Below are 12,691 nucleotides of genomic sequence, written 5' to 3'. Positions count from 1 at the left end.
TCAGCTCACCAACCCGCCGAACAGGAGCGAGACCATCATCGCCACGATGACGGAGTTGAACGCGAATGCGAACAGCACGTTGATGCGCACCAGGGTCCACGCTCGCCGCGAGCGCACCGACGCGGACACGGTCGCCGCCATCGCCGACAGGAGCACGGCGAACGTCAGGTAGTCCGCGAATCGCGGATCGCCGCGGACCGTCAATTCGATGTGCGGCTCGTCCTCGTCGTCGGCGACCGCCAGGCGCACGTACTCCAGTGCGAAGGAGTACACCATCAGCGCCCACGAGCTGGCGACCGAGAGCAGACCCAGGACGATATAGAGCCAGTCGCTGCGGAACGCCGGGTTCTGCGCGATCACGATGGTCAGCAGAACCGCGACCAGCGCCCCGGTGAGCGCCCAGCTCGACCCCCCGCCGTAGCCGAATACGCGGATCCACCAGCGCCGGAGCTTCTCCGCTTCGCGTCGGGCAGCGGCATCCAGTGTCCGCGGTCCCCGGGTCGCGTACATGACGTGCGTCCAGATCAGGTAGGCCGCCACGAACGTCGGCCAGGCCACGAGATAGAACAGGATGAGCACCGTCGGGACGTCGCCGTCGTATCCCTCGGTCGTGAAGATGTAGATCGCCGACACGCCCAGACCGACGACCCCGGCGATCGCCGAGCTCCAGTTGGCGCGGGCGATGTCACTGACGTAGCGGGCGGCCATGCCTTCATGCTGGCATACGGTCGCGGAGCGGCTCAGGGCTCCCAGCGTGCGTGCCGTTTACGGACGGGACACGCCGCGTGCTCGCCGGCGGTGGCGGCGCGTTTCGTCCGTAACCGACACGGGCCCTCTGGAAAGCGCGGCAGAACCGGAGGATGATCGAAGGGTGGACGCGTCGCCGCTGCCGCCCGAGTTCGCTCGCGAGCTCGAGACCCTGCGACGTCGGGCGTATGGGCTCGACGCCGACATCGACGCGGACCCTGTGGCGCTGCGACGGCTCGACGAGCTGGAGGCGCGCACGCACCCGCTGGTCGTCGCCGATGTGCCGGACGAGCTGTCCGACCCGCTGCGCCGCACACCGCACGTCCCGCCGGAGCCGAAGCCGTCACCGCCGCCACGGCGGAACGTCTTCGTGATCGGCGTCGTGCTGCTGCTGCTGTGGGCGGCGAACGCACTGACCGTCCCGCACGGTGAGGCGGTGCTCGTCCCGACGGATTCGACCCAGCAGGAGCGGCAGGACATCATCGACCTGGTCGACCTCACGTCCTTCGGCATGGTCGGCGCGCAGCTGGAGTCCTTCGGCGCGTTCCGGGAGCTCTCGGTCTGGTCGGCGGTGGACGACTCGGGTCTGACATGCCTCCTGGTGGGGTCCGAAGCGGACGGTCTCGCGCAGGTGGCGTGCACGCCGGCACCGCTCCAGCCGTCGCTGGACCTGCGGGTCGGCGAGCGCATCGAGGCGGCGTCGGTCGGTGGCCTCGGCGCGGGAAGCGTCGTCCGATTCGCGATGGACGGGCACAGCATCGAGGTCTGGACGGCCGAGGTGACGGTGGATCCGAGGTAGGCTGAAGGTGATAGGCGGATTTCTCATCCGTCTCGCCCCGGCCGCGTGGTAACGGTCGGGGCTTTTTCGTGCCGCGATGGGATGCCTGAGGCCGCCGTCTCGCGCGCCGCGTAGGCTCGCGATGTGGAATCTCTGCCGACCGCGTTCGTCAGCTGACGGGAACCGCCGCGTTCTGCGCGGCGGTGGCGATGACCTCTGAGATCACCGCGGGCTGTGAGACGTACAGGGCGTGGCTCGCGGCGACGTTCGTGATCTGGGCGCCGATGCGGGTGGCCATGTGCTGCAGCATCGCCTGATCGAACGCGTTGTCATCGGTGCCGATGACCGCCCAGGTGGGCTTGTCGTGCCAGGCGGCGTTCGTGACCGGAGTCGCGAAGACCGACATGTTGATCGGGACCTGCGAGGCGCCCAGGAATGCAGCATCCGCGTCGCTCAGGTCGGCCGCGAAGCCGAGCTTGAAGGTCGTCTCGTTGAGGAAGCCGAACCCGTCGTCGCCGACGTCGATGACGAAGTGCGGCGTCGCAGCGAATCCCTCGTACTGCTGAGCCGTGGTCTCGCCGGCGTCGGGGGCCAGCGCGGAGACGTAGACCAGCGCCGCCACGTTCGGATGCACGCCCGCCTCGGTGATGACCGTCCCGCCCCAGGAGTGGCCGACCAGAACCGTGGGGCCATCCTGCAAGTCGAGCACACGAGTGGTGGCCGCGACGTCGTCCGCCAGCGACGTGAGCGGGATCTGGACGATCGTGACCCGGTGTCCACGCGCCGTGAGGTCGTCGTACACGGCGCGCCATCCGGAGCCGTCGGCGAATGCGCCGTGCACCAGGACGACATTCCGGATGCCGTCGAATGAATCAGTCATGAGGTCTCTCTCCGATCTCGCGTCTACGACGCGTTGTGTGAAAATGTGGAACACTCATTCGCTGCAATATATTGCATGCAGAAAGCGCGCGCAAGGATTTGGTTCGGGGCGAGGAAAAGCGTCAATATATTGCATGCCCGTCCCCCAGAATGCGTTGACCGTGGACCGCTCGCTGCTTCGCGATGACGTGTACCGCAGGGTCCGAGACGCGATCGTCGACGGGACCTTCGAGCCCGGCGAGCAGTTGAAGGACGGCGAACTGGCCGAGTGGCTCGGCGTCAGTCGCACGCCCGTGCGCGAGGCGCTTCTCCGATTGGCCGCCAGCGGACTCGTCGTCGCGGTGCCCGGCCGATCGACGGCTGTGAGCACGATCGATCCGGAGGCCGTCCGCGATGCACGCGATGTCATCGCGGCGATGCACGCGCTGGCCGTGCGCGAGACGACCGGCCGGCTCAGCGACGACGACGTCACGCGCATGCGGGACGCGAATCGTCGGTTCGCGACGGCGCTGACCGCCGGCGACGTGGCTGCGGCGCTCGACGCCGACGACGAGCTGCACGGCGTGCCGGTGACCGCGGTCGGTAACCGGGCGCTGGAGACCGTGCTCGAGCAGTTCGGCCCTCTCGTGCGTCGCGCTGAGCTGCTGCGTTTCACCGGCGACGCCCGCGAGTCGGTGCAGCGCCACGAACAGCTGATCGAGCTCCTCGCCGCCGGCGATTCCCAGGGGGCCGAGTCGGTGACCTTCGACATCTGGCACAGCCTCCCCGCCGACGAGGCCGACGGGACCGCCCAGGCTCAGGGCACCGAGTAGTCCACTCCGGCGCGGGACGCAACCCCACCCCGCCGCGGCGGGCCGTGATTAGCGTCGAAGCATGGCTGACATGTACACCGCCCAGGACCCCACCACTCAGTACCCGCGCCCCCCGTTCCCGCCGCAGCAGCAGGGCGCCCCGGGTGACATCCACAAGATGGACCCGGCACCCGATCACGGCGAGAAGACCTACATCGGCAAGGGCCGCCTGCCCGGCCGCAAGGCGCTGATCACCGGTGCCGACTCGGGCATCGGTCGCGCCGTCGCGATCGCCTATGCGCGCGAAGGGGCCGATGTCGCACTCAGCTACCTCGCTGCCGAGCAGGAGCAGGCCGAAGAGGTCGCCGAGCTCATCCGCGCCGAGGGCCGCACCGCCGTCCTGCTGCCTGGAGACCTGCAGGAGGAGTCGGTCAACAACGAGGTCGTCGCGAAGGCGGTCGATGAGCTCGGAGGCCTGGACATCCTCGTCATCAACGCCGGCACGATGCCGACGGTCGACAGCATCGACGACTTCGAGACCAAGACCCTCGACGCCGTGGTGAAGACCAACATCTATCCGCTGTTCTGGCTGACCAAGGCGGCCTCACCGCACCTCAAGCCCGGCGCGGCGATCATCACGACATCCAGCGTCCAGGGCTTCGACCCGTCGCCGTCGCTCGCGGAGTACGCCGTCTCCAAGGCGGGCATCGCGAACTGGACGCGCGCGACCGCGCAGCAGCTCATCGAGCGCGGCATCCGCGTCAACGGGGTCGCGCCCGGCCCGATCTGGACGCCGCTGCAGCCTGCGTTCGTCCCGAACGAGAAGATCGAGGAGTTCGGCTCGCAGACGCCGATCGGCCGCGCCGGTCAGCCCGTCGAGCTCGCCCCCGCATTCGTCTTCCTCGCCTCGCAGGAATCCAGTTACATCGTCGGCGAGACCATCGCTGTGACGGGTGGCATGCCCGTCACCTGAGTCGGATGCCGCAGCCGGCCGCTCGCGGTCGGCTGCGGTGCGACGGGTCAGGGCGTCGTCGAGAAGACCACATCGAGGTCCGGCCGCCCGAGCAGCACAGCCACGCGCTCCGCTGCAGACCGCAGGGCATCAGTGGGAGCAGGCCCCTCACCGCCCCACGTGATCGCGAGGTTCCGCGCCGTGGCCTTCCACGTCCCCCGCACGAGCCCGTCCTGAAGCACGAGGTTCATCCCCTTCGTGGCCGCCGGACGCAGCGGCGCCGGCACGATGTGCGTGTCGGCTGTGCCGGGCCCGCGCACCCACTGATCGTGCCCGGGAAGTAGGTCTACTCGCCCGTCGGGCTGTGCGTCTCGGACGTCGTCGACATGCTCCGACAGCGCGAGCGCGTGCGCTCCGTCGATGTCGATGCGCGTCAGCCGGTCACCCAGCTCGTTCACCCACCGGTCGATGTTCTTCCGCCCGGCGCTCAGGCCTTCGCCGAACCAGGACTGCAGCTGCTCGGCGGGCGCCGGGCCGTACGCCGCCAGGTACTGCACGATGCAGTGGCGACCCGCGTCGTCGAGGTCAGGGATTCCCGTCCACCCCGGCGAACCCGCCAGGCCCTGCAGGGTCACCTCTGCGTCGCGCATCGGCCCGAGCACCAGGTCGCCCTGCCACGCGAACGGCTTGAGGAAGGTGTGGGATGCGTCGGTGAACGCGCCCCCGAGGTGCGCGAACCGCGGATCGGCGGTGACGATGGCCGCCAGCTCCGGCCGGGTGAGCGGCCCCGCGGCGAGTGCATCGCGGACGACCGCGCGAAGCTCCGGCCAGTCGTCCGGTCGCAGGCGGTAATGGCTCTGCCAGCTCTTCCGCTGCCACTGTCGACCGGATGCCCGGAGGGCGAGCACCGCACCGGCGTCTTCGGGACGCATGAGGTGCGTCGCTCCGCCGAACGCGTACGTCCGGATCAACGTCCCCGCGGCGAGGGCCGCGCCGACAGCTCCCGGTCGCGGGTCACGCAGGCGCAGGGCGACGGCGAGTTCCGGGTCCCCGGACCACGCGGGAACGGTGGTGAGGCGGCCCACCACCTCGGCGACGTCGGTGCCGCGCTCACCCGAGAGGAAGTGCCGGCGCAGCCGCCACGCCCGCGCGGTCGCCCAGGTGGTCTTCACGCTCGGATGCTAGCCCAGACCTCCCCCATCCAGCCCGGATCAGCGGCCGCCGGCGAACACACACGACCCAGGTCCATAGCGCGACGGCGCCCTCGTGAGCCACGATGAGGATGCCGGACTCTCGGCGATATGGGGAAGCAGCCACCTTCGATGTCAGACAGCGGAATCCGCACGCCGATGCCGGCGAAGTCGATACCCGCACGTCTGCGCACCGGCCGCGGCGCGTCACTGCGGGTCGCCCTGGTCGTCCTCGCGGTCTGCGCGCTGCTGCTGGGGCTCCTGCCGATCGCGGTCGGGGTGGGCAACCCGAACAGTCTCATGTGGGCTGTGCAGTTCTTCACGGCGGTGTTCTGGGTGTGGGCGGCAGCCGGGCTGCTGGCGTGGTGGCGCCGACCGGACAACGCGATGGGCGCGCTCATCTTCGGCGGCGGACTCGCGCTGTACCTCGCGGGTCTCGGCAACACCGGTGTGGTGGAGCTCGTCACCGTCAGCGCGGTCTTCGGCACGGCGCCGCTCGCCGTGACGGTGCACCTGCTGCACGCATTCCCCTCGGGTCGAGTGCGGGGCCGCCTGTCCATGGTGACCGTGGTTCTCGGGTACGTGACGTCCGTGGCGCTCCAGCTTGCGCGCGTTCTGCTGTCCCCCGGTGCACCCGAGGCATTCGCGATCGCGACGATGACGCAGCAGGCGCTCGGCATCGCCGTCATGGTGATGACCTCGATCGTGCTCGTGCAGCGGCTCCTCCGAGCCGACCGCCGCCATCGCCGCGTGCTGCTGCCGCTCTTCGGCTACGGCACGATCGCCGTGCTGCTGCTCGCGCTGGCCGGCCCCCTCGCGCGAGCGTTCGGCCTCGACGCGAGCGTCGGCGGCAGCATCCAGCTCGTCATCTCGGCCGGCATCCCGATCGCCTTCCTGCTCGGCGTGCTCCTGGGCGGCTTCACCCGCACCGGAGAGCTGGAGCCCCTCAGCGCGTGGCTCGGCAGCACCGGTGCGACCGGCGCCGCGGTCGCCCGCGCGCTGGCCAGCACGCTCGGCGACGAGTCGCTGCGCGTCGTCTACTGGTCCGAGCGCGAGGCGACCTACGTCGATGAGGTCGGGCTCCCCATCGACTCGGAGCGCGGTGACCCCGACCGGGGCTGGTCCGAGATCCGGGTCGATGACCGGCTCGTCGGCGCCATCAGCTACGACGCACGGATGATCGCCGATCCGGCTCCGGTGCAGCGCGCCGGAGACGTGCTCGCGATCGCCGTCGACCGCGAGCGGCTGACCGCGCAGCTGATGGCGAGCAACGAGGCGCTGACCCAGTCGCGGGTCCGGCTGATCGAGGCCGCCGACCGCGAGCGCACCCGCATCGCGCAGGACCTGCACGACGGCATCCAGGTGCAGCTGGTCCTGCTGGCCCTGGCCGCGCAGACCATCGCCAATTCCCCCGACGCGTCGCCGCGGACCGGCGAGGCCTCCGCAGAGTTGCGACGAGGCATCGACGAAGCGGCGGCAGACCTCCGGCGACTGGTGCACAACGTGCTGCCCTCCTCGCTCACCGAGCGCGGGCTGACCGCGGCGACGGAGGACCTGGTGGACCGCCTCTCGATTCCCGCGACGCTGGATGCCGAGATCGACGACACCACGATCTCGGCGACGACCACCCACACGGCGTACTTCATCGTCTCGGAGGGCCTGACGAACGCGGTCAAGCACTCCGGCGCCACGTCCGTGCGGGTGCGGCTGCGCGCGGAGGCGAATCGGCTGATGATCGACATCCGCGACAACGGCGTCGGCGGAGTGAGCATGAGCCAGGGGTCTGGTCTTCGGGGCCTGATCGACCGTGTCGATGTACTCGGCGGGAAGTTCGCCATCGACTCCCCCCGCGACCACGGCACCAGACTGATGGTGGAGCTGCCATGCGCGTGATCATCGGAGAAGACGAAGTCCTGCTTCGCGAGGGCCTCCGGCGCCTGCTCGACGACGACGGGTTCGATGTGGTCGCCGTCGCCGGTGACGCCGTCACTCTTGAGGAGGCGGTGGCGACCCGGCTTCCCGACCTGGTCATCACCGACATCCGGATGCCGCCGACGCATACCGACGAGGGTCTCGTCGCCGCGCTGCGCATCCGCGCCCGGCACCCCGCGATCCCCGTCGTCGTGCTCTCTCAGCACGTGCAGCGCCGGTATGCCACCGACCTGCTCGACTCAAACGGCGGCGGATTCGGATACCTGCTCAAGCAGCGCATCTCCGACGTCACGACGTTCACGGCCGACCTCCGCCGCGTCGCCGCCGGCGGAACGGCGCTGGACCCTGAGGTCGTCTCCGTGCTCCTGGCCCGCGCGAGCCGCGCCAGCGGCGCGGTCGGCTCGCTCACCCCGCGTCAGCGTGAGGTCCTCGCCCTCATGGCCGAGGGCCGCAGCAACGCCCGGATCGCGAGCACGCTGTTCCTGTCGGAGAAGGCCGTGGTGCAGCACACGTCGAACATCTACGACGCTCTCGGGCTGCCGGTCGACGCCGACGATCACCGCCGGGTGCTCGCGGTGATCCGGTTCCTGGCCTCAGCGGCCGACGACCTGCACTGATCGACCTGCACTGATCAGGCTCCACCCACCCCGGCGGGGTCACGCCAGCTGGCGCTGGGCCTGCGCGGCGAATCGACCACCCAGCGCCATCAGCTCGTCGAACGAGCCCGACTCGAGGACGCGGCCGCGCTCCAGGTAATAGATCCGGTCGGCGTCCCGCACGGTGCTCAGGCGATGAGCGATGACGATGCGCGTGACCGACAGGGCCGCGAGGCTCTCGGCGACGATCGACTGCGTCACGTTGTCCAGCGCGCTCGTGGCCTCGTCGAACAGCAGCACCCGAGGGTCGCCGGCGAGCGCGCGTGCGATCAGCAGCCGCTGCCGCTGCCCGCCCGACAGCGTCGATCCGCCCTCGGTGATCACCGTGTGCATGCCCATCGGCATCGCCCGCAGGTCCTCCGCCAGGCCCGCACGCTCAGCGGCTCGCCAGGCGTCGTCGATCGTCAGGTCGACAGCGTCGCCGAGGATGTTCGAGAGGATCGATCCGGGCAGCGGCTCCACCGACTGCAGCACCACGCCGAGCTGACGGCGCACCGCCCGCAGGTCGAGTCCGGCGAGATCCTGATCGTCGAGATAGATCCCGCCCTCCTCGGGTACCTCGAAGCCGAGCAGCAGACGCCCGAGCGTGGACTTCCCCGAGCCCGACGGCCCCACCAGGGCGACCGAGCTGCCGGCCGGAATGCGGATCGAGACGTCGTCGAGCACCACCGGGCCGTCCTCCAGGTACCGGAAGGTGACGCCGCTGTAGTCCACCGCGCCGCGCAGCACGCCGGGGTCGGTCTTGCTCGCGTCGTCCTCGGGAACCTCGGCGATCACCGGCACCATGCGCTTCATCGCCGGCGCCGCCTGGACCAGCTGCGTGACGACCAGGGTGATCGACACGACCGCCGCGACGACTTGGCCGAACGCCGCGTTGATCGCCAGGAACACCCCCGCCGAAATCGCATCCGGCTCGCTGAGGCCGACGACCGCGAACAGGACGAGTGATGACAGCACCGGGAAGACGGCGATCGAGACGGTGACGACGTTCTGCGCGCGACGCACGTCGTTCCACGCGACGCGACGCGCCCGGAAGCGTTCTGCCCACCGCCCGAATGCCTTCTCGTCGGCACCCGCGACCCGCAGCTTGCTGATGCCGGAGACGAACTCGAGCACGAGGCCGCTGAGCTGCCCCGCCGTGCGCTCGACAGCCTGCGCCCGACGGTACTGCGCACGGCCGGCGAACCACACCACGACCCCGAGAGCGGCCACCAGCAGTGTCGCGATGATGCCGAAGGAGACGCTGTAGAACCAGATCAGTGCGAGGCTCACGACGGCGGTCGCAACGCCCAGAAGAGCGACGACGGCGCCGCTTCCGACCACGCGCACCATGGCGTCCACCGACTGCACCCGGACGGCGAGATCACCGGCCGAGTAGCGCCGGAAGAACGCGGTGGGCAGCGACAGCAGCCGTCCCCAGACGGCGGGCACCAGGTAGCCGTCCAGTCGTCCCTGGGTGCGGACGACGGCGGTCGCGGTGGCGTACTGGAAGAGCGCCGCGGCGATGGCCGCGATCGCCAGCGCCAGAGTCAGCTGGACCAGCTCCGGGACGTCCGCCTCAGGGATGACGACGCCGACGATGCGACCCGTCACGATCGGGACGACCAGGGCGATCAGCGCAGAGGCGATGGCGTACGCGACCAGCCATGCGACGTCGGACCGGGTGTGCACGAGGGCCGAGCGCAGCAGCCCGCCGATCGTGAGCGGCCCATCCGGGAGCGGCCGGTACACCACCACGGCGTCGGGCTCGACGGTGGCGGCGATGGTGGCATTCACCACGACGCGGGACCGGGCTCGCGGATCCACGAGCTCGTACCGCGTGGCCCCGCGTGGCACCAGCGCGACCGGGCGGTGCCCGTCGGCGAGAAATCCGATCATCGGACCCGAGTCCTGTCGCCACCAGTCGCCCGTGAGGGTCACGCGTCGCGTCCGCACGCGCGCGTACCGCGCCAGCAGGGTCACCCGATCCGCCGATCCACGCCCCGCCGGAGGGGCCGTCGAGGTCAGGCCCAGCGATGTCGCGACCACGGCGAACGCCGCGTCGACCGGATCATCATCGTCGGCGGTGACCGGAATCGGATCCTGCCGGTCCACCAGCGCCCGCAGCCCGTCGAGTGCACCGGTCATCGCGCTCGCACGCCCGCCGCGCTGGGCACGCACGCGCGCGACACCCTCCGCCTCGATCTCGGCCCGTCGGCGGTGCACCGCGGCGATCAGCCGCGCGAGTGGATCGGGATCGGATGCCGCATCCGCCGACTCCGGGGTCCCACCATCCGCATCGGCGAGCACGCCGATCCACGCCAGCCGGTCGGTCGCGGCATCCTCGTCGATGGTCCGGGCCCGCACGACCGTGTCCACGCCTCCCACGGCGAGGAGGCGGATCCCGGCGTCGTCGGCGACACCGAACAGGCGCTCGCCAGTCGTCACGGTGGCAATGTGCAGTCGGGCGGTCGGCGGGTCGGACTCCCCACCGATCGCGAACAGCTCGACGACCCCGCGGACGACCTGCCATGAGCGCATCGGATCGGTCAGCAGCAGCGGCCGGTTGGCGCCGAGGACAGCCTCGCCCGCGGCATCCGTCTGCACATCGCTCAAGAGACCGCGCTCCCGTCCGCGGCGAACAGGGCGCTGTACGGGCCGCCCGTGCCGATCATGCCGTCGTGCGTGCCGCGTTCGACGATCCGGCCGCGGTCGAGCACGATGATCTCGTCGCAGTCGCGGATCGTCGACAGCCGGTGCGCGACGATCAGGGTCGTGCAGCCGCGGCGGCGGATGTTGCCGTCGATGAGCTGCTCCGTCGTGGGATCCAGGGCGCTGGTCGCTTCGTCGAGGACGAGGATGCGGGGTTCGGCGACCAGGGCACGGGCGATCTCGAGTCGCTGGGCCTCGCCGCCGCTGAAGTTGGCGCCGCCCTCGCGCACCACGGTGCCGTAGCCGTCGGGGCGCCGCGCGATCTGGTCGTGGATCGACGCATCGTGCGCGGCCTGCACCACCCGCGCCGTCGGGATCGTCGGATCCCACATCGTCAGGTTCTCGCGCACGGTGCCGCTGAACAGGCGGATGTCCTGGTCGACGAGTGCCAGTGACGACGTGATCGTGTCGCGCGACCAGTCGCTTCTCGGCCGGCCGTCGAAGAGGATCTCGCCGCTCCACGGTTCATAAAGCCCCGCGACGAGTCGGCTGATGGTCGACTTGCCGCTGCCGGACCCGCCGACCAGGGCGACGCGGCTGCCCGGTCGCAGCGTGAGGTTCACCCGGTCGAGGAGGGGTGCTTCGAGGATGCTGTAGCCGAAGGTCACATCGCGCAGCTCGAGCATCCCGGCCAAACGGATGCCGGGGCCGGACGCGCCCGCATCGTCGTCGTCGATGACCGGATTCGCGAGCACGTCGTCGAGCCGCTCGAGGTCGCCGCCGATCTCCTGGAGGGTGCCGCCGAGCTGGACGAAGCGACCGACGGGCTCGATGGCACGGTTCATCAGCACCTGGAAGGCGATGAGGGTGCCCAGGCTCATCGCACCCGTGATCACGTTCAGACCGCCCCAGCCGAGCACTGCGGTCGTGGTCAGTGCCACCAGGAACGGCGGGATGACAAGGAGCGGGAGCGATGCGCGTCCCATCCGCTGCGCCCCTGAAACCGTGCGTGCGTGCAGGCCGCTGATGCGGGTGAAGAGGTCGGATTCGCGACCGGCGGCCTTGATCGACTCGATGGATTTGATGCCGCTCATCGCGCTGCCCAGCAGCAGTCCGGTGTCCTGCATCAGACGCAGGTTCTCGTCGCGTCGGCGCCGACCCACGGCCCGCAGGACGACGACGTTGATCGCCACCCCGGCGATGCCGACGAGCGTGAGGGCCGGGCTGTAGCCGAACATCACCGCGAAATAGAAGATCACGACCACCGAATCGATCAGCGCGGCGGCGATCTCGCTCGACAGCAGCACCGCCAGCCGGTCGTTGCGGGGAACGCGGCCGGAGATCTCCCCGGCCGAGCGGCCCGAGTAGAACGAGATCGGCAGGCGCAGCAGGTGCCAGAGGAAGGCCCCGGAGCTGTGCGAGGACAGTTTCGTCTCCAGCGCCATCAGGGAGCGCTGCCGGAGCGCGGTCAAGACCCCGATCGCAAGGGCGGCGCCGAACAGCAGCCCCAGGATCGGTCCGATGGCGCCGGGCTGATCGGCGACGAGCACCTGGTCGATGAAGGCCTTGGTGAGCACGGCCGCGGCAAGGCCGGGGATGACGAGGGCGAGCCCCGCGAGCACGACGTAGAGCAGTCCCGCGATCGAGTGGCGCAGTCGCCGAGCGAGCCCGGGCAGCACGCGGGGCGGGGTGCCGCCGCGCTCGAAACCGGGTCCGGGTTCGAGGTGCAGCACGACGCCGGTGAACGAGCGGTCGAACTCCTCGTCGGTGACGGTGCGCGATCCGATTCCGGGATCTTTGAGGAACCAGCGGCCGGGCGCGTAGCCCTCGACCACGACGAAGTGGTTGAAGTTCCAGTAGATGATCGCCGGCAGGTTCCCGGCCCGGATCTCGTCGGGGTCCTGGCGCAGTCCCTTCGCCGTCATGCCGTACGTGCGGGCCGTCTTGAGCACGCTGCTCGCCTTGACCCCGTCGCGAGAAACGCCGCTGGCCGTGCGCAGTTCGTCCAGCGGCACCCATCGACCGTACGAGGCGAGCACCATCCGCAATGAGGCGACGCCGCATTCGGCCGCCTCCATCTGGATCACCGTAGGCACGTGCGTGCGCCGCGACCGCGGGGGCGTGTTCTTGGGCGC

10 protein-coding genes are annotated in these 12,691 nt (G+C 70.2%); 5 read left to right on the top strand and 5 right to left on the bottom strand.

Features of this window, described 5'->3' with window-relative positions; translation table 11 throughout:
• Nucleotides 1-708: a DUF1345 domain-containing protein gene (locus tag BLT19_RS08730; RefSeq protein WP_091488833.1), complete on the bottom strand. Its 708-nt coding sequence runs from the start codon at nucleotides 706-708 to the stop codon at nucleotides 1-3.
• Between the two features lie 163 nt (nucleotides 709-871).
• On the opposite strand from BLT19_RS08730, the gene BLT19_RS08725 reads away from it, so the two are divergent.
• A complete protein-coding gene (locus tag BLT19_RS08725; RefSeq protein WP_091488831.1) occupies nucleotides 872-1,546 on the top strand; it encodes a hypothetical protein in 675 nt (224 codons plus the stop codon).
• Between the two features lie 148 nt (nucleotides 1,547-1,694).
• On the opposite strand, the gene BLT19_RS08720 is transcribed toward BLT19_RS08725, so the two are convergent.
• Nucleotides 1,695-2,405, bottom strand: coding sequence for an alpha/beta fold hydrolase (locus BLT19_RS08720; protein WP_091488828.1), 711 nt, complete (start codon nucleotides 2,403-2,405; stop codon nucleotides 1,695-1,697).
• A gap of 133 nt (nucleotides 2,406-2,538) precedes the next feature.
• Here BLT19_RS08720 and BLT19_RS08715 point away from each other — a divergent pair, with 133 nt between their 5' ends.
• Both BLT19_RS08715 and BLT19_RS08710 read left to right on the top strand, forming a co-directional pair.
• On the top strand, nucleotides 2,539-3,216 hold the full coding sequence (locus BLT19_RS08715) for a GntR family transcriptional regulator (protein ID WP_091488826.1): 678 nt from the start codon (nucleotides 2,539-2,541) through the stop codon (nucleotides 3,214-3,216).
• Nucleotides 3,217-3,277: 61 nt separating this feature from the next.
• Nucleotides 3,278-4,168: an SDR family oxidoreductase gene (locus tag BLT19_RS08710; RefSeq protein ID WP_091488824.1), complete on the top strand. Its 891-nt coding sequence runs from the start codon at nucleotides 3,278-3,280 to the stop codon at nucleotides 4,166-4,168.
• A 47-nt stretch (nucleotides 4,169-4,215) separates the two neighbouring features.
• Here BLT19_RS08710 and BLT19_RS08705 read toward each other — a convergent pair whose 3' ends face one another.
• A complete protein-coding gene (locus tag BLT19_RS08705; RefSeq protein WP_091488822.1) occupies nucleotides 4,216-5,319 on the bottom strand; it encodes a DNA glycosylase AlkZ-like family protein in 1,104 nt (367 codons plus the stop codon).
• A gap of 150 nt (nucleotides 5,320-5,469) precedes the next feature.
• Between BLT19_RS08705 and BLT19_RS08700 the strand changes: the two genes are divergently transcribed.
• Together BLT19_RS08700 and BLT19_RS08695 are read left to right on the top strand one after the other, a co-directional pair.
• Nucleotides 5,470-7,230, top strand: coding sequence for a sensor histidine kinase (locus tag BLT19_RS08700; RefSeq protein ID WP_157681831.1), 1,761 nt, complete (start codon nucleotides 5,470-5,472; stop codon nucleotides 7,228-7,230).
• Entirely contained in the window at nucleotides 7,221-7,886 is a 666-nt protein-coding gene (locus BLT19_RS08695; protein ID WP_091488818.1) for a response regulator, read from the top strand. The genes BLT19_RS08700 and BLT19_RS08695 overlap by 10 nt, the downstream gene beginning before the upstream one ends.
• Before the next feature lie 39 nt (nucleotides 7,887-7,925).
• On the opposite strand, the gene BLT19_RS08690 is transcribed toward BLT19_RS08695, so the two are convergent.
• Together BLT19_RS08690 and BLT19_RS08685 are read right to left on the bottom strand one after the other, a co-directional pair.
• On the bottom strand, nucleotides 7,926-10,511 hold the full coding sequence (locus BLT19_RS08690) for an NHLP bacteriocin export ABC transporter permease/ATPase subunit (RefSeq protein ID WP_091488815.1): 2,586 nt from the start codon (nucleotides 10,509-10,511) through the stop codon (nucleotides 7,926-7,928).
• 5 nt (nucleotides 10,512-10,516) lie between these two features.
• The gene (locus tag BLT19_RS08685; RefSeq protein WP_197672945.1) at nucleotides 10,517-12,652 is read right to left on the bottom strand and encodes an NHLP family bacteriocin export ABC transporter peptidase/permease/ATPase subunit; all 2,136 of its coding nucleotides are present in this window, start codon (nucleotides 12,650-12,652) and stop codon (nucleotides 10,517-10,519) included.
• Nucleotides 12,653-12,691: the final 39 nt, after the last annotated feature.

It is taken from the genome of Microbacterium pygmaeum, from assembly GCF_900100885.1.
Classification (GTDB): Bacteria; Actinomycetota; Actinomycetes; order Actinomycetales; family Microbacteriaceae; genus Microbacterium; species Microbacterium pygmaeum.
Note: the sequence above shows the minus strand (reverse complement) of the source record. Positions and strands in the feature narration are given on the sequence as shown.